This window comes from Paraburkholderia megapolitana (genome assembly GCF_007556815.1).
Lineage (GTDB): Bacteria > Pseudomonadota > Gammaproteobacteria > Burkholderiales > Burkholderiaceae > Paraburkholderia > Paraburkholderia megapolitana.
In genome coordinates this window covers 33,163-58,691 of record NZ_CP041745.1, presented here as the reverse complement: position 1 = coordinate 58,691, position 25,529 = coordinate 33,163, and the positions used below count along the sequence as shown (strand labels likewise).

The 25,529-nt window shown below is 58.1% G+C and carries 18 protein-coding genes; 13 read left to right on the top strand and 5 right to left on the bottom strand.

Annotation, left to right across the window (positions count from 1 at the left end; genetic code table 11):
- Nucleotides 1–2,004 precede the first annotated feature (2,004 nt).
- The 4 genes from FNZ07_RS13585 (at nucleotide 2,005) to FNZ07_RS13570 (ending at nucleotide 5,980) form a co-directional block, all read left to right on the top strand.
- Nucleotides 2,005–2,448 (top strand): hypothetical protein, encoded by a 444-nt coding sequence (locus tag FNZ07_RS13585; protein ID WP_091019265.1) that lies wholly within the window; start codon nucleotides 2,005–2,007, stop codon nucleotides 2,446–2,448.
- Between the two features lie 168 nt (nucleotides 2,449–2,616).
- Nucleotides 2,617–4,182, top strand: a complete 1,566-nt coding sequence (locus FNZ07_RS13580) for a recombinase family protein (protein ID WP_091019262.1) — start codon at nucleotides 2,617–2,619, stop codon at nucleotides 4,180–4,182.
- Nucleotides 4,179–5,081, top strand: a complete 903-nt coding sequence (locus FNZ07_RS13575) for a plasmid partitioning protein RepB C-terminal domain-containing protein (protein ID WP_091019260.1) — start codon at nucleotides 4,179–4,181, stop codon at nucleotides 5,079–5,081. The genes FNZ07_RS13580 and FNZ07_RS13575 overlap by 4 nt, the downstream gene beginning before the upstream one ends.
- Complete coding sequence (locus FNZ07_RS13570) at nucleotides 5,078–5,980, top strand: plasmid partitioning protein RepB C-terminal domain-containing protein (RefSeq protein ID WP_091019544.1); 903 nt, start codon at nucleotides 5,078–5,080, stop codon at nucleotides 5,978–5,980. Before FNZ07_RS13575 ends, FNZ07_RS13570 begins: the two co-directional genes overlap by 4 nt.
- Nucleotides 5,981–6,123: 143 nt before the next feature.
- Here the strand turns inward: FNZ07_RS13570 and FNZ07_RS13565 are convergent, their stop codons facing one another.
- Nucleotides 6,124–6,393, bottom strand: coding sequence for a type II toxin-antitoxin system ParD family antitoxin (locus tag FNZ07_RS13565; RefSeq protein WP_091019257.1), 270 nt, complete (start codon nucleotides 6,391–6,393; stop codon nucleotides 6,124–6,126).
- A 155-nt stretch (nucleotides 6,394–6,548) separates the two neighbouring features.
- Here FNZ07_RS13565 and istA point away from each other — a divergent pair, with 155 nt between their 5' ends.
- The gene (istA, locus tag FNZ07_RS13555; protein ID WP_091019255.1) at nucleotides 6,549–8,036 is read left to right on the top strand and encodes an IS21 family transposase; all 1,488 of its coding nucleotides are present in this window, start codon (nucleotides 6,549–6,551) and stop codon (nucleotides 8,034–8,036) included.
- The gene (gene istB / locus FNZ07_RS13550) at nucleotides 8,033–8,857 is read left to right on the top strand and encodes an IS21-like element helper ATPase IstB (RefSeq protein WP_091019253.1); all 825 of its coding nucleotides are present in this window, start codon (nucleotides 8,033–8,035) and stop codon (nucleotides 8,855–8,857) included. Before istA ends, istB begins: the two co-directional genes overlap by 4 nt.
- Before the next feature lie 848 nt (nucleotides 8,858–9,705).
- Here istB and FNZ07_RS13545 read toward each other — a convergent pair.
- Complete coding sequence (locus FNZ07_RS13545; protein WP_091019251.1) at nucleotides 9,706–10,398, bottom strand: DUF4145 domain-containing protein; 693 nt, start codon at nucleotides 10,396–10,398, stop codon at nucleotides 9,706–9,708.
- Between the two features lie 972 nt (nucleotides 10,399–11,370).
- Between FNZ07_RS13545 and FNZ07_RS13540 the strand changes: the two genes are divergently transcribed.
- Nucleotides 11,371–13,032 (top strand): hypothetical protein, encoded by a 1,662-nt coding sequence (locus FNZ07_RS13540; RefSeq protein WP_091019248.1) that lies wholly within the window; start codon nucleotides 11,371–11,373, stop codon nucleotides 13,030–13,032.
- Between the two features lie 981 nt (nucleotides 13,033–14,013).
- On the opposite strand, the gene FNZ07_RS13535 is transcribed toward FNZ07_RS13540, so the two are convergent.
- Entirely contained in the window at nucleotides 14,014–15,114 is a 1,101-nt protein-coding gene (locus FNZ07_RS13535; protein ID WP_091019243.1) for an endonuclease NucS domain-containing protein, read from the bottom strand.
- A gap of 611 nt (nucleotides 15,115–15,725) precedes the next feature.
- Here FNZ07_RS13535 and FNZ07_RS13530 point away from each other — a divergent pair.
- The 4 genes from FNZ07_RS13530 to FNZ07_RS13515 all read left to right on the top strand — a co-directional run bounded on the left by FNZ07_RS13530 (nucleotide 15,726) and on the right by FNZ07_RS13515 (nucleotide 22,036).
- Nucleotides 15,726–18,269 (top strand): type VI secretion system Vgr family protein, encoded by a 2,544-nt coding sequence (locus FNZ07_RS13530; RefSeq protein ID WP_170275769.1) that lies wholly within the window; start codon nucleotides 15,726–15,728, stop codon nucleotides 18,267–18,269.
- Nucleotides 18,270–18,291: 22 nt separating this feature from the next.
- Nucleotides 18,292–20,028 (top strand): esterase/lipase family protein, encoded by a 1,737-nt coding sequence (locus tag FNZ07_RS13525; RefSeq protein ID WP_091019238.1) that lies wholly within the window; start codon nucleotides 18,292–18,294, stop codon nucleotides 20,026–20,028.
- Between the two features lie 2 nt (nucleotides 20,029–20,030).
- The gene (locus FNZ07_RS13520; protein WP_170275768.1) at nucleotides 20,031–21,359 is read left to right on the top strand and encodes a T6SS immunity protein Tli4 family protein; all 1,329 of its coding nucleotides are present in this window, start codon (nucleotides 20,031–20,033) and stop codon (nucleotides 21,357–21,359) included.
- A gap of 410 nt (nucleotides 21,360–21,769) precedes the next feature.
- Nucleotides 21,770–22,036, top strand: coding sequence for a PAAR domain-containing protein (locus tag FNZ07_RS13515; protein WP_091019233.1), 267 nt, complete (start codon nucleotides 21,770–21,772; stop codon nucleotides 22,034–22,036).
- Between the two features lie 123 nt (nucleotides 22,037–22,159).
- On the opposite strand, the gene FNZ07_RS13510 is transcribed toward FNZ07_RS13515, so the two are convergent.
- Nucleotides 22,160–22,909: an NUDIX hydrolase gene (locus FNZ07_RS13510; RefSeq protein WP_091019541.1), complete on the bottom strand. Its 750-nt coding sequence runs from the start codon at nucleotides 22,907–22,909 to the stop codon at nucleotides 22,160–22,162.
- Nucleotides 22,910–22,998: 89 nt separating this feature from the next.
- Here FNZ07_RS13510 and FNZ07_RS13505 point away from each other — a divergent pair, with 89 nt between their 5' ends.
- Entirely contained in the window at nucleotides 22,999–24,027 is a 1,029-nt protein-coding gene (locus FNZ07_RS13505) for an SPFH domain-containing protein (protein WP_091019231.1), read from the top strand.
- Complete coding sequence (locus FNZ07_RS13500) at nucleotides 24,024–24,956, top strand: diacylglycerol kinase catalytic domain-containing protein (protein ID WP_091019229.1); 933 nt, start codon at nucleotides 24,024–24,026, stop codon at nucleotides 24,954–24,956. Before FNZ07_RS13505 ends, FNZ07_RS13500 begins: the two co-directional genes overlap by 4 nt.
- Before the next feature lie 196 nt (nucleotides 24,957–25,152).
- Here FNZ07_RS13500 and FNZ07_RS13495 read toward each other — a convergent pair whose 3' ends face one another.
- The gene (locus tag FNZ07_RS13495; protein ID WP_091019227.1) at nucleotides 25,153–25,401 is read right to left on the bottom strand and encodes a hypothetical protein; all 249 of its coding nucleotides are present in this window, start codon (nucleotides 25,399–25,401) and stop codon (nucleotides 25,153–25,155) included.
- Between the last annotated feature and the right edge of the window lie 128 nt (nucleotides 25,402–25,529).

Sequence of the window (25,529 nt, the reverse complement as noted above, 5' to 3'; positions counted from 1 at the left end):
CAGTATTCGTAAATCTATGATTCTTTCGTCGAAGGATTATAGATAATTTTTGGATGGACTGGTGATAATCGATAACGGATTATCCGATGGTACGGTCTAGTTGAATATATTTAACATTATTGAAATGTTGCCCCATTTCGAATATCGGTATCTATTTCCGCATCTGGCCGGATGGCCGCCATTTTTACCGTCTTGATGGTTGATCGACTTCAAATGCCTTTAAAGCGGTTGCTAGCACGACCGGCTTCAATGATGTCCGCGTCCAGTTTCTCTTTCACTAAAATTGGCTTTGGTACCGGTTATTTTGTTCTAGATTTCGTGCATATGCCGTCAATCCTTGCGTGCTCGACAATCCGTTGATGTCGCGTACGGTATCGACGAGATCTTCGGGAGACGTTAAAGGGTACGCTCCGAGGTGATGAACCCATGTTAAAACGGTCGACCTCGATTGACCGAATGTCTTGCCCGTCGCAGTGCAGAAGAAAGCCAGACGCTCGTTCGAGTCGTGTCCGTCTTTTGGATGACTTTGGCAGGCAATATCGTTGAATGTAGTCGAGCGGACCGGATGCCAAAGGGGACGCTATGCGTGGTGAGAAGGACTGTAAAACTACCGTTACGAACAAACATCTACGAGCGATCGATACAGCCGTTGATTGAAGGCGCTTCAACACTGGATTCCGGCTTGGTTTCGTTGAATATTGTTCCCGACTCCATATGGTCGCGGGCCAAACAGGGTTTTGGCTGTCTTGGTCTTAGGAATTTTTCTTTCCAGGGGAATCTGTCCGCGATTTTGTGTGTGAGTGGCTACCGCCTGCTGTGGCGGTAGCCACTGGGCCTATATGTGGCTTTACGAGTAGGGCATACCATGATTTCTATCCTTTATGACATGTTCCATCCAAAAAATTACGGATAAATCCATTAAAGCCGACCGAATCCGCGGCCGTTAAACCAACGACACACTGCGATCGAAGCCGGGAATCGGATGCAAACCCGAGTCGATGGTGCATCACGACCAGTTCAGTTTCCCCATCCGACCGGACACGGACGATCTCTGAATGGGAAAGAACCCCACCCTAGTCGGCAAGACAACGGCGTAGGTGAGTGAACGCTTGTTGAGCATCTGGCGCTAGATCAATCGTGGTACGCAGGCATCACCACATCTTCAGACGTCGCGAACAGGTATAGACCATCGCTATCGGAAAACTCTTGCGGCTTCTCGGCGGGCTGGGATTGCTTGACGGCGGAATCGGTAAGCACCATTTGGGCAATACTGCCCTCGCAGGATTGCCTCTAGTTCTCAAAATCTTCCCCTTTCAGGACGGGAAGTCAACGGATGGAGTCGGATGCTCCAGAAACGAAAAAACCCGCAAACCTTACGGGACACGAGGTTTGCGGAAAATCTTGGAACTGTCTGGAACATCTGATGGTGGAGAGGAGGAGGATCCAACTCCTGACCTCCGCATCGTGAGCCCAACCTTAGAGCATTCGCGATCTCCAGCGTTTGCCAGTCTTAAGCCTGTGGCGCCAGCCGCAATTGCTCTTCCGACCTACGCCTCCAATAGTGGCGGTCACTTCACGTCTAAGTAAGTCAGTCTCATTAGCTTCGTCCCACAGTCTCAGAGCTGTGGCGCCAGTCGCACTTACTCTGGCGCCCTACGACACGTAGGGCGCCACAGTTAATGCGACGGCGCACACTAAAAATCAAAGACTTAAATGAGGCCGCGCCACAAGTGTCTTGTCGGGTGCGTCAGAGTTAGTGCGACTGGCCTACTTCCGCGCCAAAGTAGTAGCACATGGGTGCGACCCCGATTTATACACCCGTTCATCACCGGCTCAGACGCGCTCGGATGAGGCCCGGACCTCGAAACGAAATCACTCGGCAGCGACGCCAGAAAACGGGAAAATCTTCGAGGGTGGGCCGTGCGGCCCGTGGACTTGGCTGCGAACCGGCCTTGCCCCCGAACACGACTGGCCCCACCCGCGATACCTGCGTGGAGCCCTGCCATGAAACCGGACCGCATCTGCGCCGCCTGCGGCGCCTCCTTCACACCCTTCGTACACGTCCCGAATCAACGCTACTGCTCATCGCCGGCCTGCCAGCGCGCGCGGCGACGGGCCTGGCAGCACGAGCGCCTGCGAACCGATCCCGACTACCGGGCCAATCAGGCCAAGGCCCAGGCCACCTGGTGCGCCCAGCACGCCGACTACTGGCGCCACTACCGCGCGACGCATCCGTCATGTCGTGATCGCAATAGCGCGATGCAGCGCGAGCGCAACGCACGGCGAAGTGCTGGCCCCGTTGCAAAGATGGACGTGTCATCTCCCGGCCAGCCACTCACGTCAGGCTTCTATCTGCTGTGTGATGCACTCGAGGCTGGCATTGCAAAGATGAACGCGTGGACCGTGCACATCGCCGTCCTGTCTGCCCCTCACCGTTCGTCGGCGTGATTGCAAAGAGATGACGTGATTGATATCGGTCTCGCACCTGCTACGTTTGTTTCTATTCGCCCGCATCAGCCGCTTATGCGCCACACCGGCTGACGTCGACAGGAATCCGGTTGCCAGGTGGTACCCGGAGCGACGAAGCGAGGCATCTTCGCTGGCTGGAGCAGGATCGTGGACCTCGATTGCACAGGCGAATCCGTTGTCACGCCCAGCTCGACCGCACGTGCGGCCGAATATGTCCGGATGTCGACGGAGCACCAGCAATACTCGACGACAAATCAGCGCGACCGGATACGTGACTACGCTGCACACCGCGGCTTCGAGATTGTGCGCACTTACGCCGACGAAGGAAAAAGCGGCCTGCGCATCGACGGGCGCCAGGCATTGCAGGCGCTGATACGGGATGTTGAAAGCGGTGCGGCTGATTTTCAGGTGATCCTCGTCTACGACGTGAGTCGCTGGGGACGATTCCAGGACGCGGATGAGAGCGCGTACTACGAGTACATCTGCCGGCGTGCAGGCATCCACGTTGCCTACTGCGCCGAGCAGTTCGAGAACGACGGCTCGCCGGTTTCAACCATCGTCAAGGGCGTCAAGCGCGCCATGGCGGGTGAATACAGTCGTGAGCTGTCGGCGAAAGTGTTTGCCGGTCAGTGCAGGTTGATCGAGCTGGGTTTCCGGCAAGGGGGACCTGCAGGCTACGGCCTGCGCCGGATCCTGGTCGACCAGCATGGGCTCATGAAAAGTGAACTGCAGCGGGGCGAACACAAGTGCCTGCAGACGGACCGGGTCATCCTGATGCCGGGCCCGGAGAGCGAAGTCCGGACCGTCAACCTGATCTACCGCTGGTTCATCGACGAGTCGCTGAACGAGTATGAGATCGCTGCCCGTCTGAACGGCATGCGTATTCATACCTGCCTCGAACGGGACTGGACCCGGGCGACCATACGGGAGGTACTGACCAACGAGAAATACATCGGCAACAACATCTATAACCGGGTGTCGTTCAAGCTGAAGAAAGCGCGGATCGTCAATCCACCTGACATGTGGATCCGCAAGGAGGGTGCATTTGAGCCCGTCGTCCAGAGCGAAACGTTCTATACGGCGCAGGGCATCATGCGGGCGCGCGCCCGGCACTACTCCAGTGAGGATCTCATCGAGCGCCTGCGCAACCTCTATCGCAGTCGGGGTTTCCTGTCCGGCGTCGTGATCGATGAAACGGAGGGCATGCCGTCCGCCTCGGTCTACGCCTATCGCTTCGGCAGCCTGATCCGCGCGTATCAGACTGTCGGATTCACACCCGGTCGTGACTACCGTTATATCGAGACCAACCGGTTCCTCCGACAGTTGCATCCGGGGATTGTCGCCGAGACAGAGAGAAGGATCGCTGAGCTGGGTGGCACCATCGCACGCGACCCTGCAACCGACATGCTCACCGTGAACGATGAATTCACAGCCTGCATCGTCCTCTCGCGTTGCCAGTCGCATGACTCGGGCCACAATCACTGGAAGGTGCGGTTCGATACGAGCTTGTTGCCCGATATCACGGTCGCTGTCCGTCTCGACCACAACAACGAAACCACGCTCGACTACTACCTGCTGCCGCGACTGGATTTCGGCCAGCCGCGTATCCATCTGGCTGACTGGAATCCAGTCGAGTTCGAGAGCTACCGCTTCGACACGCTCGACTATCTGTACGGGATGGCGCAGCGTGCGCGGCTGAGGAGAGCCGCATGAACCAGTCCGGGCAGCCGGCCAAGCTCAGGATGATCCCGATCGACCAGATCGAGGTGATCAACCCGAGAGAGCGGAACAACCGTGTCTTCGAGGAAATCGTCGGCAACATCAAGGCCATCGGACTGAAGAAGCCGATCGTCGTCACGCCGCGGGCAACCGCGAGTGGCATCGAACGCTACCTTCTCGTTTGCGGAGAAGGTCGGCTGAAGGCATTCCGCGCCCTCGGTGAAACGACCATTCCGGCACTCGTTGTCAGCGTAAGCGATGAGGACGCATTCATCATGAGCCTCACGGAAAACATTGCGCGCCGGCAGTGCCGACCACTTGAGCTGCTTGCCGGAATCCGTGACCTGCAGGAACGTGGCTATGCTCCGAGAGCCATCGCAGAGAAGACGGGTCTCACGATGCAGTACGTGCAGGGCATCCTCACGCTGCTGCATCACGGCGAGGAGCGGCTTGTCATTGCAGTGGAGAAAGGGCAGATCCCGCTGAACGCTGCACTGTCGATTGTCGGTGCTGGTGACAGCGACGAAGCCATCCAGACTGCGCTGCAGGAGGCGTATGAATCCGGCAGGTTACGGGGCCAGCAGCTGTTAGACGCCCGGCGGATCATCGAGCGCCGGAAGACGCTCGGGCGTTCGTCCGCCCGGAACATGCCGCGCAAGGTAACGGACGTCACGTCATCGAGCCTGGTACGAACGTATCAGCGTGAGGTGGAGCGCCAGAAGACCATGGTCAGGAAGGCCGAGTTCACCCAGCAACGGCTGCTGTTCGTGGTCGGAGCGCTCCGGCAACTGTTCGCCAATGAGAATTTCGTCAATCTGCTACGCGCGGAGGGACTGGCGACGTTGCCGAAGTATCTGGCAGAGCGGGTATGGCCTGGCGGGAGTTCAGCATGAGCACCGTCGCGCTTGGATTTGTTCCCGAACCGCTTACGGTTCCGGTCGCGAATATCCTGCCATCGAGACGTTTATCGTCCGGCGTGACAGCTACACGCAAGTTCAGGCAGATCAGGAGCTCGATCGAGGAGGTGGGAATGATTGAGCCACTGTCGGTCATGCCTGCCGACTCCACGTCAGGTCAGCATGTGCTGCTCGATGGTCATCTGCGACTCACCGTGCTTCAGGATCTCCGGTTCGAAACCGCTGCCTGTCTGGTCGCGACTGACGACGAGAGCTATACCTTTAACAACAGGGTGAACCGGCTCTCGACGATCCAGGAGCATCACATGATCCGGCGCGCTGTCGAGCGGGGCGTCTCACCGGAACGGCTGGCAAAGGCGCTTGCCGTTGACGTGACCCAGATCCTCAAGCGGTTGACGTTGCTCAACGGCATCTGCGCGGAGGCCGCCGACCTGCTGAAGGACAGGCAGTTTTCACCGGAACTGGTCCGTGCGCTTCGCAAGATGAAACCGACACGGCAGGTCGAATGCGTAGAGTTGATGACTGCGGCGAACAACCTGTCCGTGCCGTATGCCGAAGCGCTGCTCGTTGCGACACCTGCCTCCCGGCTGGTCGACGGGAAGAAACCCCGGAAGCTGACGGGTGTGGGTCCCGAGCAGATGGCGAAAATGGAGCGCGAGATGAGTAATCTGCAAGGACAATACAAGCTGGTAGAGCAGACGTATGGGCAGGACGTGCTCAATCTTGTGCTCGCAAAGGGTTATCTCGCGAGGCTGATCGAAAACGAATCGGTGCAACAGTACCTGAAAGCACAACAGCCAGACCTGCTCGTTGAACTCCAGGCCATCGTAGACACAGTCGCCCTGGATCAGCCTGCGCTTGAAGCGTCATCTTAGAGATTTTCGTCGGCCGGGCCACCGGCTGGTGTCGACGTAGCGCTCCGTGGTCTGCGGCATGCCTGCTGCCGCGATCGTGAGCTCCAGATCCGCCAGCTGGTTGGGCGCTTCCGGCGAAAAAACGACACGCAGTCGTGCGGCGCTCACGAACGCGACGCGCGGCGACTGGCGAGCGACTGCCGCACAGCGTCGGGGTCAAGTGCCCGCGTCGGGTGGGCCTTGAGCGCGGCGGCCGCTGGCACGACTGATTCGCGTAGCCACGATTCGACCGCCCGGTCACGCGCGGCTAGCGCGCGCAGCGCGTCGCGGATCACTTCGGAGTCGGTTGCATACTCGCCGTTGGCGACTTTCGATCGCACAAACTCGGCCATTTCGTTGGGCAACGTGATGCTGAGTTGCTGGGTCGTCCGCATGGGCGGCGACAATCATTTTGTCCGGTATAGCGGCGAAGGTTCTGGCCGGTGGTGAGGAGTCGGAGGCGGCGTAGCCGCCGGAGACGACGAATCACCGGCGGCGCCGAGTGGGCCGGGTCTTAGGATGGCTGATCAAGTGAAGACGCGATCAGCCCATGATGACCGACCAGCAGGTTCGCCTCTATATGTCTAAACGCAAACACCACTCTCAGGAAGTCGCCGCGGCCAAGGCCGGTATCAGCGTGCGTAGCGCGCGGCGCATCGAACACGACGCCCGGCTGCCGTCGCAGAAACCTCGTCGCTACTGGCGCTCGCGTCCCGATCCGCTTGCCGATGTCTGGGACACGGAGATCGTACCGTTGCTCATGAACGCGCCTCGATTGCAGGCGATCACCATCCTGCGCAAGCTGCAGGACGATCATCCGGATCAATATCCAGATGGCGTGCGCAGGACGCTCGAGCGGCGCGTCAGCCACTGGCGGGCGATGGCCGGTCCGCCGAAGGAAGTGTTCTTCCCTCAACTGCACGAACCCGGCGCACGGGGGCTGTCGGACTTCACCGATATGGCTGATCTGCGCATCACGGTCGCGGGCGTACGGTTCGATCACCGGCTGTATCACTTCGTCCTGGCTTTCTCGCGCTGGGAATACGCCAATGTCGTCGAAGGCGGTGAGAGTTTCGAGGCGCTTTCCGTGGGTTTGCAGAATGCGCTCTGGCAAGCAGGTGGCTGCCCGCGCGAACATCGCACCGACAGCCTGTCAGCTGCCTTCAAGAACCTGCAGGACGAAGCAGACTTCACAGTGCGCTACGCGGCATTGCTCGAACACTACGGCATGAGCGGTACGCGTAACAACCGCGGCCAGGGCCACGAGAACGGTAGTGTGGAATCGTCACATCGTTATCTGAAGGAAGCGGTCGACCAGGCGCTGATGCTACGCGGCCATCGGGATTTCAACGATCGCGCGGCGTACGACGAATTCCTGCGTGAAGTCGTCATGCGCCGCAACCGGCGTAATGCGGCGGCGTTTCGCATCGAGCGTGAACAGCTCATCGATCTGCCGCTGCGTCGTACCACTGACTTCGTCGAGGAAGAAGCGCGCGTCACACGCTGCAGCACCTTTACCATACGCGGCATCCTGTATAGCGCGCCGTCACGGCTGATTGGCCATCGTCTGAAGGTGAGAGTCTACGGGGACCGGCTTGACTGTTACCTGTCCGGTGCAATGGTACACAGCACGCCGAGGGGTTCTCACGCAGCCAGCAGCTCTCGTCGCGCCATCAACTACCGGCACTTCATCGAAGCACTCAAGCGTAAGCCCGGGGCCTTCAAGGGACTGGCGTTTCGCGACGACCTGTTTCCACGTGAGGCCTATCGCGGAACCTGGGAGCAGCTCGAAGCCCGGATGACGCAACGCGATGCCTGCCGGACCATGGTCGGACTGCTTGAGCTGGCTGCGCTCGATGGAGTCGAGGCGGTGCTCGCCGGGCGACTCGCAGGGCTGCTGGTTGACGGTGCGTTGCCGGACCTGCCGGCGCTGCGTGAGGAGTTCGCGCCGCGCCATGCCGATTGCCCCGCTGTCAGCGTCGTGATGCCGCCGGCCAGTAGCTACGACACCCTGCTGGTTGAGGAGGTATCGGTATGAGCACACCCATCGTCTACGACACGGGTAGTCTCGCCCTGATGCTCAACGAGCTGCGCCTGCCGACCATTGCTCGTCTCTGGCCCGAATTCGTACAGCGTGCCGACAGGGAGGGCTGGCAGGCGACCCGGCTGCTTGGCGCACTGCTTGAACACGAACTCGCCGAGCGGGCTAAACGAAGAACCGAGCGTCACCGCAGCGAGTCCCGTCTGGATCCGACCAAGACCCTCGCCACCTTCGACTTCAGTCTGGTGCCCATGGTCTCGAACGCTCACGTCACGGCGCTGGCCAGCGGCGACGCCTGGCTGGAGAAAGGCGCCACGGTGCTGATCTTCGGCCCGCCGGGCGGTGGCAAGAGTCATCTGGGGTGCGCCATCGGCCACGCGCTGATCGACGCCGGCTATCGCGTACTGTTCACGCGCACCAGCGAGCTTGTGCAGAAACTGCAGGCAGCGCGGCAGAACCTGCAACTGCCTTCCGCGTTGTCCAAGCTCGACCGCTTCGACCTGATCATCCTCGACGATCTGTCTTATGCACGCAAGGATCAGGCTGAAACCAGTGTGCTGTTCGAGCTGATCGCCGAACGCTACGAGCGCCGCAGCATTCTCATCACCGCCAACCAGCCATTCTCCGGCTGGGACAACGTGTTCCCTGATCCCGGCATGACCGTCGCCGCAATTGACCGGCTCGTTCATCACTCGACGATCTTCGAAATGAACGTCGAAAGCTACCGGCGCCGCACGGCCAGCGACAAACAGGCCAGGCGGCGCCGACAATCAATCCGCGACAATCACGAAGAAGGAGCGACGCCCATGGCGCAATAACCAACGACAAACATCCCGGCCGACCGGCCAGAATGATTGCCGGTAAACCGGTCAAACTGCTTGACGCTATCTATCCGCATGACGGGATTCCTCCACGAGTAGGATTAGATCCTATTTCATTCTGAAAGCAGTGTCAGCCCAAGAGTGCCCTCAGGGAACAGATTTTTACGCACGCGTTTCTATTGCTAAACCCAGGCGCGTCGTAATGAAACGCGAGTCACCGGCTTCTGGACGCCGTCTCATCGAAAGCAGTCCTTCGAGGATGTTGACCGCATGCATGACACGCACGCGGGGCGTGCCTGAGGAACACGCATACGTCATGTTGTGCCAGACGCGTGCAAACATGGCCTGTTCACGAGTGAGCGGATACAGTGCCAGTCTGGGGTCGTGTTTCATTGCTTCCGCTTTTGTGCAGCTTTTTGACACGCATTTTCCTATCCGCATTTTGCAGCGGCTATTTGTTGACCGGGGAACTTTGGCCGCCTATAGTAGGTGCCTGCTTCAGCAAGCCCGTCACGTTTTTCGACGGCACTGTTATCAAGGGGTCAGGGGTGTAGGTCTGGGCGGTGTCCCGCTACATTTTCTGTTCCCCAACTCATCTAGGGGGTCCGCCATATGGTGGGCCCCTTGCGTTTCTGCCCTCCGTCGCGTCTCCCTCGTAACCGGTCGCTGCCGCCTGCGTTTCTCGCCCGCCAGCCGCTGCCCGTTGTCGCCCCGTTTAAAAATCGCCACATCTGATAACCCAATGCTCGCAAGCAAGCCTCTTTCAGACAACCTGTGTCGTACCGAGGCGGGCCGAACAGCGCCACAACTCCTTGTCTGAGACGATTCGTTCGATTGCTCTTAGCTCAATCGAGGTTCTGGTTTGAGTTAGCGGTCGGTTTAGGTAGCAACTCAGCCTGTCTCGGCAAAATGTAAACCCCTTGCAACAGATACTCAATGACGTCGAACGCCGCACTGAGTTGGAACTGGGCGTGCAGTTTCATTTCATGGGCAGCAGCGTTTCCCATGAGTCTCAGATGCTGAAGTATCGTGGCGCCAGATGACGTTATCAAACCCGCTTCTGCAAGCCCGTCTATCTTGATTTTCAAATTCCGCCCAGTGATACCCTTGTCCTTGCAAACCGCCTCCACAATTGCACGTACGCCAAATCCCGCCATGACAAGAAGTTCCGCGCATAGCGCGTTATGCGCCTCCTCGTAGATACCGTAGACGTTCTCGGGCAATTGCTGGGCTCCTTCCATCACGGAGCGCCCAACAATACGATTTGGGAACAGCCGTCTTTCTACCGGAGGATTCTCTTCGCCATACATGACATCTGCCGAGCAAAGTGATTCCTCGCAAAAGGAAATCGACAGGCATCCTCGGCACTGGATGATTTGATAGTCAATCCAGTTATCTGCCTCGCCATCTCCATATTCCCAATGCACGTGAGTTTGCGCCAGAACCTTGTGTCGCGTTTGTCTGTTGCACTGGTCGCAGGCCGCAGTCAAATGCTTGTTTTCCGGGATACTGGACTCTACGTTTAGCGGCTCATCCATGCCTCGCTCCGTAACCAAGATTGGTGGATACCTTTATCTCACGTGGACAACATCGATTGTAGAGGATCACGAAATATTTGATATCGATCGTCCTCGAAACATATGCCCCCTCATCAATGACCTTGTCCTTGGTGTATTCGAGGTAAAACTCGCTCGTATCAAATGACCCGCGGCATCTGACGCAACTCTTAGCAGGTCCTACGCCTGGGCGGCGGATCGGAACCTCCTCACGTTCCATCATCTCATCGTTGCGACCTTCCAGATAAGTTTGTTAGCAGTAGCATTCGAGCCCACGTGCATCGCGCAATTTCGATCTCGGGAAGTTCCGTGTTGAAATGTGCGTGCTCCCATTTTTGGTGGTGCTGAATACCCACTCCTTGAACCGAATGGAGCAAGCAATGCACTTGTATTCATCTTCCGATGCCGTATCCATCATAGCTTCGAGGAAACCTTTTTTATGGGTCTGCTAAAAGTCGAACCGACTGCGTGACTCGTGATCCAGAAACGCCTGACGCTGTCCTCCTATAGTGCCCCCATTCGTGTCCTGCAGTAACGTCGACCCGGGCTATCAAGGTCGTGCGCGTCGGAGATAGCAACGAAAGCTATTCGTCTTCAAACATAGAAACTGTCGAGCCTCCGCGCTCGGGAAGCAGAATTAAAGGACTCAGTCTCAATGTCCGGGCAATCCCCGAGGGTCATCTGTTCGGCAACAGGGGAAAGCCGAGGCTACTTCAAAGAATAGTGAAGGCGTTACCTTTGGCTACGGATTTCGAGCGCTTGCGATAGGGGTCCATTTACGTTAAATTCAGCGTACGCCGTGGCACGGTCGGCGCGCTGCCCACCCCTTGGGCCTTTTGGCCGCAGCGAAGCGAAGCAACCGTCCTGTATTTTCCATCAAAACTGAAACCCTTTCCGGGCGTCAGGGATGGCGGGTGGGCGCCTCTGACGTAGCTCAATACGAGTAACGGAAAAGTGACTACCCTGACTTCCAGCAGTAGCAACGCGTACAACAACGTCGTGTTGCAGGCAAAACGTCTCAAGAAGCATCTCAAAATCCCACTCCATCTAGCCAGATATGTACTGGCCAAGGGACCCTATCATTGTGACGATTGGGACGACCTGGTATCGCGCCTGAATACGGGCAATCCAGGCGATCACGTGCGGCAGCTGTCTTCGCTACCGGGTTGCCATGTTGCAGTTGGTTATTTCACGCACAACATTGACCAGATAGCCCGTGCGATCAGCCAGCATTTGCTGACCAACACGAATCTTGCTGGCCTGTACGAAACCGTCAGAGCGGTCTTCCTGATGTCGGACAGATCAATGTCGCTTACAGATATGGTGCCATGCCTCCCGACGCTGGAATGGGAGTCGGCCAATCTCGGTGCCGATCCATACGCTGTGCTGTATGCGAGTGCATTTATCAATGGCGTACCTTTCCGGGTGGTTGCGACCCGGGTCTACTTGCCGCGGTATTTCAATTTTGGAGCCGAAGTGCAATGCGGCTCGGAATGTGCCGAACCCTGGGGTGAAAAAATCAAGATCATGTGGTCGAAGCCGAACGCTTGGTACGATGCAGCGCGCACGTACCTCACCGCGCCGGAAGACGATTTTGACGTTGAGCTAGTACTGCCCAACGAGGTACTCAACGATAAGATGAAAGAGCATTCACAATGGTTCGATAGGGCGATGAGCCTGATGCATAGTCGAGGCGAGTACCGGGACGATGACGACGACCAATTGATTCCGTATTGGGGACCGGGAGGAACCTATGCGATGTTTGGCTTTCCGTCGAACCTCTGTGACGTCAATGGTCGCCCTGCGTTTGAAATGTCAGTGGCACGCTCGGCTTATTGGGGAAGCGAACTAATCGCCGTTGGCGACCATCCCATTTGCTTTGACTGGTGCAAGACGTTTCCCAAGCTCAGTGGTAGCGAATACGCTGAATACGCTGAACATATACGCACCAGTGTCTTCACTCACCCCGAAACCGATCTCAACGCGTTGTGTCCGCGGCACTCTTCATGCCTATTCTTCCTCCGTCCGGCAACAGCCTTCGATATTCGCCAGGCGATGGCAGTTGAATTGCGCGCCGATGCAAAAGAGGAGGTCTTTGTACTCAAAAGCGATCACCCGCGAGTAGCCGAGGCGGTGCTTGGTAGCGTCGCCGAAAAACGTATAACGGTCGACAGAACGCCTTCCACTGGCGTGCGTCATGTACTTGAACTGGATGTTTCCGAGCATCCTGAGTTGTCGAGTTTAAGCCTCACGTTGGAAGTCAATGAAGGAAACAAAGCAGAGCACGCGTGGAACATGGTGTCGATGTCCATCGTGATGAAGGAGCATACAAGCAGGACCCTTTACCTCCTTCTTCACCCCGCATTGTTTTCTCTGATGCATGCCGTAGGCAAGAAAGTCCTGGTAGACGCAGTTAGCTATGGACTTGTTATTCGACGACCAGCGGGTCTCGCCAGTTCGCTTGAGCGCCTACCGAAGTGGACAGATAAAGCGCCTCCTTCGTCGCCCGAGACAGTAAACATGTTTGATCGGGCAACGCGTCCCGATCCTTCCTTGTCATTGTTTGACCTGTTCCGACGTATGCGCCGGACCATATACGAGCGCGATAATTACTAAATCCGGAGGACGATATGGCAACCAAAGATAACGATGCAGAGCAAAAATGCCTAAGGGAAATTGCTAAGTCCGCGACGAATCCTTATTGTTCATTCCGAGACGACCGAGAGCGCCGACTTGCCTTGATCTCCCGGGATGTGCGCATCGTACTGCTGCGCGCATTCTGGTTAATCGCAGTCGGTGTAGTAGCGTTCAGCGGTCAATCATCTCCGGCGGCGTCACTCTTGCGACGCTGATGCGACGATGAACGCCGTCTGTTCGATTGCAGAAGCGCTTGCCCCTGCAATCAGCGGGCCGCAATCTGCCAGATTTGTAGATTGCGGCCTCTCGAACTCAGACCACCGAGCTACCGGGCACCCCTCAGTTTTCGTGGGAACTGGTGCGACACCCCATGGTGTTTCAATACAGTTAAACGTATGGGTCTGACTCGGAGTACGAGGAGGCGATACGGGAGCTGATGGTCGATGTCGTTAGGCTGAGGTAGCTGATTGCTCAGCTGGGTGGGCTCTGCCACGCTGTCACCGACCCGGCCTGATTCGACTCGATAGCACTCGACTGTTCGAGTCTATATTCACGAACGATCGCGAAGGCGTGGAAGCAGAGCAGGACAACAGCTACGAGATTTACGGACACACAATACCGCAGGACGGTGCCTACCCGTGCCGCGGCATGATTCTGCGAGATCGCGTCGTTAGAAGCAATGGCCTGCTTGACCTGTATCAGTCAGAAGACGAACAGGAAGAAGCTGGCGTCAAATGAGCAAGGTTGATTGGATCACGACGGACGACTTGTCAGGGCGAGAACTCAAACTGGGTCGAGAAAGCCTCTGCGAACAGTTCGCGATTCTGCTGCACGCACGGACGCGTTTTCTCTCCGCGCTTGCGAATGGCAGTCACTACATCACACCATGTGTGTTCCACGCCGCTTTCAGTTGCCCAAGCGAGCATGGCTTTGACTGAGACCTTCCGCATGGCCCGTACCTCAATTTTCTCGGTCAAAGTCAACGAATCGTTCTTTTAGCCGGTCAACCGTACTTCGCCACTTCGTAGCAGTTGGTTTACACACAGTATTCTGGTTTCCGAAGAATCCGATCTCGTTGATCGCCTCTGCAACAGGAACGGTCTGAATCCATTTAACCGGGACGAAGTATTCGCACAGTTCGTCGTCGTCGAGATGTTCGCGGTGATAGTTTCCGAATTTGACGGCGTCAAGCACAGGCCGCTTGCTTCCGTCCTCGGCTACTACGGTAAACGAGCGGGCTGGTTCTGCGCGTCCAGTCACCCGCCCGACGCCGACAAAACCGCGCTTCGGGACCTTCACCCAGACGCGATCGCCAGGATTGAGCAATTGCAACGTCCGGCTATACCAGGCACCTCCGCCACCGCACATAAAGCCTAGCGCGATCGCGTCCGCCCAAGATCGCGATGTGCCTTCGCCGTACGAACAATAATATTCACCGTTCCACGGCTCCCTCATGGTGGATTCTGGCTTCGACGCCACTGCCGCCGCTTGGGCAGTGATGGGATCCATCAGCCACGAGCGACTCAGCAATTGGCCGTCACCCCACGAAAAGACCTGAAAGCAAAGCACATTGATCGGAATACCTTGTGCGGCAAGATATTCCACTATCCGCTCCGTGCTCGGATCGAGCGAGGCCGCGACAATAACAATCTGGTGCCCTTGATTGAGCTCCTCTTCGTCTAACGGCACACCGAAGCGATGTTGGAAATCTTCCGCGAGACTGCGCCCACTCGAAAAGCGTCCATAGATCGCAGTTATCTCTTCGCTTCTCAATGATTCGACCCATGCCGCGTAGTCGAGTGCCTGTGCAACAACATCGCGAGGCGTTCGATCGCGCTTAAGCTCGATCAACACCAGCGACGCATCCGGTGCGATAGCAAGTAGATCGATCCGGCCCGAGTACCCCGTATATTCCTGGCGTCCGATTAGCATCCACTCTCCCGAAAGCATCTCGGGAGCTGCCACGATCATGTCCTCGAGTAACTGTTCGCCCTGAAGCAGCGATTCGTTGAGCTGCTCAGGACGAGCGCCGATTTTCCATAGATCGGTCCGTATAGGCATATTTTTCCCAGAAGTTGGTCGTCGCAGCGCGGTTGATTAAGTTCGAAGGTACCATCGGTTGTACGGGATTACCCTATTGGCGTTGAAAAAGGGGAGCCATGACCGGTCGAAATAAGCAGCCATCCTCGCCGACCTGAGCCGCGTTCAGCTTCGCGCGCCACCGAATCCGAGCAAGAGCCTCACACCAAGATTCGGTAAAAAATATACGCCCCAATGGTTGCTGGCAATAATGACACAAAACCGATGCACAATGAGTGACTCGATAATCCCGTGTTCGGCGGAATTCCGGAGATAATGGGCGTCATCACGTAACACTGATTGCGTACGTTTAGATTATTTGCGATTATCAGATATTGTTGTAGTTACAAACCACGTTTCAACTAATAATGTTTAACAATTCCGGGGTTAAAATGACTCGCATCGCCCGTCTTCTGTTAGCGCCCAGGTGAGTCATGGGCGCATCTCCGATAACGCTCCCTCCCTCTGGAAACCCGCTCGATGCGCTGTCCGGCGCATTCAAGAATTTTGACCAGCTGGTTTCTGCATTCAGTCAGTCGCAACGACAGCTGCAGGTGAGCTTTGCACCTGATGCGGGCCTTCCGACAAATGCCATGCTGCCTCACGAGCTCAACGGCAGCGAAGGCATCTGCGCACCGCTCGATTACACGCTCAGCTGTCTGTCGACAGATACACGCTTGCCACTGAAAACGATGATTGGCGTACCGGTTGCGTTCAACATCAGTGATTTCACCGGCAGTCAGCGCACGATCTGCACGATCGTGACCGGCGCGCGCCAGCTCGCGTCCGATGGCGGCTTCGTCCTGAACGAGTACACCTGCGAAGACGGGCTGTCTATTCTCCGTCATCGCACCACTTGGCGAATATTCCGAAGTGCGTCCGTGATCGATATCACGCAGACGATTCTGAAAGAACACATCAACGGGAACAGCGTGCTGGCCAGCGCGTTTGCACTCGAAACCAGTGGATTGACGGCAACGTATCCAGTGCGCGAGTTTACGATGCAGGCAGGCGAAAGCGACGCGGCATTCCTCACCAGGCTGTGGCGTCGTGAAGGCATATGCTGGTACTTCTCGCATGCGCTTAACGATAACTGGCCTGTTCACACGCTTCGTCTGGTCGACAGTGCGCACGTATGGCGAGACAACCCGGCCGGCACCGTGCGCTATCACCGTGCTGATGCAACTGAGAAAGACGACACAATCACCGTCTGGCAGGCCCACCGAGCGCTCACACCCGGCGGGAAGATTGCCGCTGCGTTCGACTACAGAACGGGGCGCGCCGACGAAGTGAGCGAAACGAATGTTCAGGATCAGGGCAAGCACGGCAAGGCGCTCAGCAGCACGCTCACCGAATACCAGTACGACGCGCCACACATCGCCGACGACTCCAACCACTACCGGCAGATGAATCTGCGCCGCCAGCAGGCACGCGAACAGCAGGCCAAGCACTTTGTCGGGGAAAGCGTCGTGTGCGCGTTCAGCGGTGCCGCGGGGACCGTGTTCTCACTGACGGAACAGCCTGAAATCGACCAGCATCCGGAGGATCAACGTCGCTTTGTTCTGACCCGGGTCGAAACCAGCGCACGTAACCACCTGCTGACGGCATCGCCAGCCAGGACCGCGCTCACTCTGGATCAGGACAGTGCACCCTATCTGAATCGTTTCGAATGCGTGCGGGCCGATATTCCGGTCGTACCTGTGTGGGACCCCGCTTGCGTGCCCTCTGTTGGTCCCATGAGCGCGCTTGTAGTTGGCGCACCGGGACTTGAGATCGACGTTGACGAGCAGGGTCGCATTGCGATTCAGTTTCTGTTCGCGCGTGGTGACGACCATCCCAGGGCAGGCGCAACAGGTACGCCCCGTGATTCCGCGCGTGTGCGACTGGCGCTGCCATGGGCCGATCAGGGCGCCGGCACGGCTTTGACGCCGCGCGTCGGTAGCGAAGTGCTCGTGACGTTCCTGCAGAATGATCCTGACAAGCCCGTAGTAATCGCGAACCTGCACGGCGCGAACCGCAGACCGACCCAGTTTTCTGGGGCGGGCAACCTGCCGGGCAATGCCGCGCTCTACGGCATCCGCTCGAAGGAAGTGTCAGGAGCCGGCTACGGGGAACTGCTTTTCGACGACACAACGGCCCAGACGAAGACGAAACTATCGTCCGAATACGGCAAGACGCAGTTGAACCAAGGCTGGATTGGCCATCCTCGTGATGGGGGAAAGTCAGACAAGCGTGGAGAGGGTTTCGAACTACGCACGGATATGGCGGGTGCGATCCGCGCCGCACAGGGTCTGCTGATCTCCACCGACAACCGGGCCGGCGCGAAGGGCCAGGTGCTCGACCGGCAGGAGCTTGTGGGTCAGCTTGAGGCGGCCCTCGCCATAGCGAAGCAACTGGCAGAGCTGTCAGAGACCCACGAAGCGGACAGCACCGATACCGCTCCGCAGGAAAAACTTGTCGGCCAGTTGAAGCAGTGGGATAGCGACAAGCCAGGCGGCGCAGCCATCATCGCAGTCTCGGCGCCCGACGGTGTCGCCCTCTCCAGTCCGCGGAACGTCGTCGCATCCGCAGGCACGCACGTCGACGTCAACGCGGTTCAGGACGTAAACGTGACCACGGGGCGCAAGATCCTGCTGCGCGCGGCGCAGGGGCTATCCGCCTTTGCGAAGGCTGGCATGAAGCTGATCGCCGGTAGCGGTGATCTCGCAATACAGGCGCAGCAGGGCAAGACGGAGATCGGCGCGTCCGACCGGTTGCATCTCTATTCGCTCAAGGAGATGGTCATCGAGGCACCGAGCATTGTGCTGAAGGCCAACGGCGTGACCTACTCACTTGCCGATGGCAAGGTGCTCGCGTCGTCGAGTGGAGAACACAAGATCGAAACCTCCAGCTTCAGCTTCACCGGTGGCGGTGGCGGCAATCCCGATCTACCGCACATGCCCGCCTCTGCCATGAAGACCAACGAGCAGTTTGCGCTTGCCAACCGTGCCGGTAACGCCATCACGAAGGTGCCGCATCAGGTCACCGACGAAACAGGTGCTGTACGCGACGCGGGCCAGCTAGGTGCCGATGGTGCCAACCAGACCATCGTGCATGACACACAGATCCGGCCGCTGACGATCCGACCGACTCCTTGAATTCCTACCGCTGACTTCCGACATGTCCACTCCTGCCGCAGAAGCTACTCCGGTCCAGAAACAGGCCGTACGTCGTGTACCACTACAGTTCGACGAGAACGGTGATCCGATTTTCCACAGCGTGACCAGCCCTGAGTGTTTCAAGCCGCATGCACTTGGCGTCATGCCGCCAAGGCACGTCATTCCGGTTATCTTCGTGCCGGGCATCATGGGCACGAACCTTTGCGCCAACGGCACAGCGCAGAAGGCGGGCACGACGGCATGGGCGCCGCCCAATGGAGCGATGGCAGGTCTGGGTGAATGGCGTCGACGCAAGAAGCAGACACCGACCGAACGGCAACAGCAGCTGATGCCCGATCGCGTGATGGTGGATCCCAGCAAAAAGGTCGCGGTCCCGAAGAGTCTCTTTACGATCACTGACGAGGAGGCGCGACGTCGCGGCTGGGGCGAAATTCACTTTGACAGCTATGGCGGCATCCTCGCCGCGCTCGAGCTTGCACTCAACGATCAGTACATCGACGCAGGCACGGCCGGCGCAAAAGAAATGCCCGTCTGGACTACCGCGAAAACGCTGAAGGATGTGGATGGTAAGGACGTGCTGTCTGAGTGGAATCCCGAAAAGAGTGACGTCCCACCACTGAACGATACGGAGTTCAGGCGCCTGGCGGACTATTACTATCCGGTGTGGGCCTGCGGCTACAACTGGGTCGGCAGTAACGGAGATTCTGCTGATCTGCTCATCAAGCGCATCAACGAAGCGATCGACTGGTACAAGCGCGGCAAATACTGGATTTCAACCGACAAGGTCATCATCGTAACCCACTCGATGGGAGGGCTGGTCGGCCGCCGGGCGGCGCAAAAGGCCGAGAGCCAGATGCTCGGCGTGGTCCACGGCGTCCAGCCGGTCGGCGGTGCCCCGGTGGTATACCGGCGTATGCGCGCCGGCACTGAAACTGACGGGTTCTTTGACATCATGGGCGCGATCGTTGCGACGATTATCGGCTGGGATGCCGCTGACGTCACCTGCGTCATGGCGAATTCACCGGGCGTGCTTGAGTTGCTTCCGACAAAAAATTACCCCCCAAAGTGGCTGAGGTTCGAGCACGAGTCAAACGGCTCCAGCACCCCGGTTATGCCAGCGCTGCCGATCGGGGACCCTTATACTGAGATATACAACAAGCGGGTCAAGGATGTGTGGTGGGCAATGGTCGATGACGCCCTGATTGATCCCGCAGGACTGGTTGCAAAACAGCACGGAGTTGTCTTCGATGCGTATGGGGAGACGATATCCAACGTACGTGATTTTCATGACACGCTGGGTCTGTATAGCCATCCCAATACGTATGCCTACTATGGAGGCGATGACAAGCACGTCGCATTCAGCAACGTTCGATGGGTAACAAAGAATGCAGTGCCTGCAGGGGCGGATGGCGTATTGCCCACGCTTACGGCCGACTCCTTTACGAAGCTGGGGCAGACAACGCTTACTGTTTTGTCGCAGAAAGTCACCTTCTCTCCTGCCGGTCACGACAAGCCCGACTCGGACACCGATGCATCATCTGGAGACGGCACGGTTCCCAGCCCCTCGGGCGCACTGATCTCAGAGGGATCTGGAACCCAGAACGTCTTCCGGATGAAAGGCTTTGATCACCAGCATAGCTATGCGGATCGCGTTGTCCAGGAGAACGTGCTCTACTGCATCGCGAAGATCATTCAGGCTGCCACACCAGTGGAAGAGTTGCCTGCCTGCAAGGAGTGACGATGACTTTGATACGTTTCGCTGCGGCGCTCTGCGCCATTCTGTTTGTCCCGATCTGCTATGCAAAAGAGCCTGCCATGAGCGATACCAAAACCTACTGCGTTGGTCGTTTTCTGGTCGACGTACCTGCGGACGCGCAAATAAACGGTCAGGCGTACGAGTACGAATACGGACGCATCGACTCGTCGACGTCGGTGGAGAACGCGGAAAATTTCGCACAGGACATGACCAGGCACGAGGCGGATCTACGGGCCGGAAAACAGAAGAACAAATTCACACTCACAGGTGTCAAGAGTCCGACGCCGGACATCAGGGTATTCGAGCTTTCGCGGGAGCTCGTGACGGGGCCCTCCGTTGGCGTAGAGGCGTACAGGTGGGACGGTGGGCACGTGTTTTCCATTCAGCGTACTGGCCTCATTCCGGCCGAATATCAAAACATCATTTCCACCCTACAAACAGACCTGCTTCCAAATCTTCGGGCACGAGGTGCGGATGTAATTCCTTCGCGTCCTGGTTTCTGTCTCGAGAACGGATTTATCGCGAACGACGGCAAGACGGCTCAGTATGAGGACGCTGGCATCAGCTTCAAGTTCGCGCGTTGGCCGGGAGTTCTCGTCTCCGTGCGAACGATGACCGTGACAAAGCTCGGTGAGCCGACCCTGCTGCAGCGCGCCGACAGTGGATCGGTACCCGATGCCTTTGCGAACCTCGTCAACCACATCAAGACGGTGCGCCGTGGCACGCGTGAGATCAACGGTCGCCATGGTGAAGAGCTGCTTGAGACCGTCCCCACGGAAGGCGGTTACAGGCTTCATCAGTTTCGATGGGAAGCACAGGGCACTGAAATCAGCGAGCCGTTGAAGCCGACGCTGATCGTCGAGTTCGAGAGCGGAATGACCAGCGTCAATGGTGACCCAGTCCGGCCGAAACTGACCGATGATGAGGCGGTCGCAGTATTCGATGCTGTCGTAAACTCGCTGCGAATTCGTCCCACAGACAGTAGTGCTGCTAGCAACGACACGTCATCCCCAATCCAGCCGCTCGGTACCCTCGCACGGACCGGCTCAGTCTGCCCTCAAACGGGCTGGTGGACATGCCCTGAGGCCGGTAGCCACGAAATCGCCGGCGGCGGCCGCCAGTATCTCGTAGCCGATAGCGTGATGCCTGTCGCCCAGGTCGCGGGCAGTCCTGGTTTTATGGGAAAACTGCTTGGCAAGGAACAGTGGCATACCGTCAATACGACGTGGCAGCTGGTCGCGTATGCACAGCAGACTACGCCGGAATCCGCCTCGCCTGCACCCGAGTCCGGACCGCAGGGCGATCCCTCTTGACCGGCACGCCATGTCTGATATTGTGATTCTGCCAGGGGCGTTCATCTGGTTCATTGTCTTCGGACTGGCCACGTGCCTGATTGCCTCAGTCCTGTTGATTCTCGCCCTGTACGGTCTGGCAAGACGGTCGTCGGAGCGCCGACGGGCAGTCGCCATCACAACCCCCTTGCTGCCACGTACCTGGTGGGTGGGCTTCGTGCTATTTCTCGCGAATGTGATGCTGACACTACTCAGTGCGACAAGTAATGGAGGCAGTCAGAGCAATGGCCTTCCGGACACCGCGGCACTTGTGTGGATACCCCTTAACGCTGCCGTATGGGTTTTCTGCTTGATGCGCTCACTAAGAAATCCGACGCGGTGGTAAATCGTCTTGCATGCGCAGAAGTAACGAAAGCGAACGGAGCTGATTCATGAAGAACGTCATTCGCGTCGGCGACCCCACGAGCCACGGTGGATCAGTCCTGACTGGCGCTGAAAAATTCGAGGTCGACGGCCGCGCTGTGGCACGAGTGGGTGACACATGTATTTGCCCCATTGAAGGCCACCAGGTCTGCTTCATTGCCGAGGGCGATTCAAATTTCATGGTCGAGGGGCGGGCCGTCGCCTTCGACGGACACAAGACCACTTGCGGTGCAACATTGCATTCAACGGCAGCGAACTTCGGCGGAGCGGAATAACTGCTACACCTTACCAGGTGGCTCGCAGCGAAGCAGTATTCTTCTGTATCAGAGCCTCAGGGACATGGGTATTCTACGGCGCAGCCAGCGCGCTTCAACGTCTGCGATTTGCCGCTTTGTGACTTAGTCAGCGCCGCGCGGACTGAAGGTCCGCGGAAACACCACCAGCGAAAGCCGGTCAATCAGTCTATATCCTTTCGCGGGACGATTGGATTCCCCGTCGGCGTAACCCACTTCCTCCAAAAAGCGGCCTGCCAGCATCCGCGTACGAAAACCGCTTTTATCCACCGGACGCCCCAGGACCACCTCGTACATCCGCTGCAACTGCGGCAGCGTAAATGGCTCCGGCAATAGAAACGCGGGTAATGACGTGTACTCGACCTTGCCTCTCAACCGTTCGACTGCGGATTGAAGGATGTCATCGTGGTCGAACGCAAGGCCCCGTGGATGCAGCACTTCGTCAACCTTGAACCAGGCCACGTCCGCAGCATTGGCCCCCTTGACGAGAGACACATCCTGTCCGGGAATCAACGTGAAATAGACGTGAGTAGCCGACCATCCACGCGGGTCACGTGTGCTACTTCCCCAGCTACCCAGTTGCTCGAGGTAAGGGCTGGCAACGCCGGTCTTGTCTTCAAGCTTTCGCCGCGCGCAATCCTCCAGGCTTGAATCCGCCTCGACATCGACAAAGCCACCGGGTAACGCCCAACGGCCAGGAAAGGGCTCATCGCCGTCGCCCCGTCGTTGCACGAGCAACACCTGCAACGCGTCATCGAGCACCGTGAAAATCACCACATCGACCGTCGTGTACGGCAGCGCGAGTTTCCGGCTGCGGCTTGCATTGCGATTGGAAGAAGCTGAACGGGTTGTCATGGAGGACCAATAAATCTTGACGTTCCGCATTGTAAGTTGTATTGTGCAACTCATACAAGTTGTACTGTACAACCTCAAAGGAGATCACCATGCTCGGTATGCGTTTCATCAAGTCCCAGCCTACGGTTCACCTGATGCAGTTCCGCGCCGGCAAGGTCATGCGCGAAGGATCGGGGCTGTCGTTCTTCTACTACGCTCCCACCACAACGCTGGTGGCGGTGCCGGTTGCCAGTCAGGACCGTCCTTTCATCCTTGAGCTTGTCACTGCCGATTTTCAGAGCGTGACCGTGCAGGGGCAGGTGACCTATCGCATCAGCGACCCGCGCCGTACGGCTGCGATGATGGATTTCTCGCTGGCAAAGGATGGGCACTCCTACATCTCGGAGGACCCGAAGCGTTTGGGTGACCGGGTCGCGATGCAGGTCGAGGTGATCGTGCAGCAGGCAGTGCAGGCACTGGAGCTAAAGCAGGCGTTGCGCTCGTCGGCGATGATTGCCCGCACCGTACAGTCGGATCTGTCTGCTCAACCCGAAATCGAGGCGCTCGGGCTGGAGGTTCTGGGCGTATCGGTCATGGCGGTCAAGCCCACACCCGACATTGCACGCGCGCTGGAAGCCGAAGCTCGCGAGTCCAATCTCAAGGCCGCTGACGACGCGGTCTATCTGCGCCGGATGTCGGCCGTCGAGAACGAGCGCGCCATCCGCCAGAATGAACTGGACACTGATATCGCCGTCGAGCAGAAGAAGCGGCAGATCCGCGAAACGCAGATGGAGGCCAAGGCGACCCTGATGCGCAAGGAAAACGAACTGCGCAACGAGCAGATGGCTTCCGATATCGCGCTTGAGGAGAAGCGCAAGGCGTTTGTCACCGGACAGGCTCACAACAGCGGCACGCTGGCCGATGCTGAGGCACACAGGGTAGCCGTGCTGATGCAGGCGCTGGAGAAGGCCGATCCGCGCATCGTCAACGCGCTGGCTGCGGCCGGTATGCAACCCGGACAGCTGATCGCCCAGGCATTCGGTGGCATCGCAGAACGGGCCGAGCGCATTGGTCAACTGAACGTATCCCCTGAGCTGCTGCAAGGGCTGATGGGTGCCGGCGTCGGGGCGGCATCATGAATGCCGGTGACCGGAAAGTTGTGCTGGTCACACGCCGTACGCGGCTTGAGGAGCTGATCGCGCGCCACCACACGCTGGCGCAGGCAAGGTTCTACATCGAGCACCTCGGGGCGGATTTCTCGGATTACCTCGCCGAGAATGCTGCGTACGCACAGAGTCTGCAGATTACCGTCAGTGCGTTGGAGACGTGGGGCCGCTACCAGGTGGTTGACCGTGCGTATCTGCCGAACTTCATATTCGCGCCCGACGATATCGTCGTCGCGCTTGGGCAGGATGGGCTGGTCGCGAACTCAATGAAATACCTCGATGGGCAGCCGCTGATCGGTCTCAACCCGGAGCCTCGTCGTTGGGACGGCGTCCTGTTGCCCTTTGAGCCGAAGGATCTGGGCGCCGTACTCGCAGATGTCGTGGCGAATCGTCGGTCCATCAGGTCGGTGACGATGGCAGAGGCCCGTTTGTCAGACGGGCAGGTACTGCGTGCCGTGAATGACTTGTTCATTGGACCGCGCACCCATTCCTCTGCGCTGTATGAGATCGAACTGGGCGAGCGGCGTGAATCGCAGTCGTCGTCCGGCATCATCGTTTCTACCGGGCTCGGATCGACGGCGTGGCTGAAGAGCATCGTCACGGGTTCACTGGGTGTCGCCGAGGCGCTGCACATCCCGGGCGAGCGGGTCGAGTATCAGCCACAACCGTGGGACAGTCCAAAACTGACCTTTGCAGTGCGCGAACCGTTCCCGAGTCGGGCCTCGAAGACTGAACTGGTATTCGGCTCCGTGAGCGCCGGACAACCACTTCGACTGCGTTCGAGGATGCCCGAGAACGGTGTGATCTTCTCCGATGGAATGGAGGCCGACTATCTGCGGTTCACAGCGGGGATGGAAGCAACGATCACGATCGCGGCTGCACGAGGGTGCCTGGCCGTGTAGCCGGTCCGGTCGGCACATCGCGATCCGGATCGATGTCCGACGAAGACCTCGACGGATCAACGTGACCGCCAAGGCAAACACCGGATTCTAGAAGCAGCAAGCTTCTGTGTACGGCTGATCCAGATAGCAGGGTGATTGCTACGCGCGAATACGAAGCCGACCGAAGACCCATCTCCGGATCGTAGCCATAACGCTTTCAGCTTCTCTCGCCGGGATAGGTGTCGGGTACCCCTGCTCTGGCTCGCAGCATACGAAGTTCCTGCTCGGCCGCCCTCTGGATCTCGTCGCGATTGAAATTCTTGAGATCTGGATCGGCACTGAACAGGAACTCGTGCCACACGCTTCGCGTATCCATATTGAAGACGGCGTAATCCAGCCATGTGCTGAATCCCTCAGGCGGCGGTGGCAAGCCGTCATCATCACTATCATTTTCTTCGCGACTCATTTGCATCTCCTGACACTTCGATATCCTTACCCGTAAAAACCTGGGACGCCCCGGCGCCAGTCAAGGGACGACGCTTCCGGCCGTGGGTGGCGGAACATTACCGTGTACTGCGTAGCGCAGGGCACGGG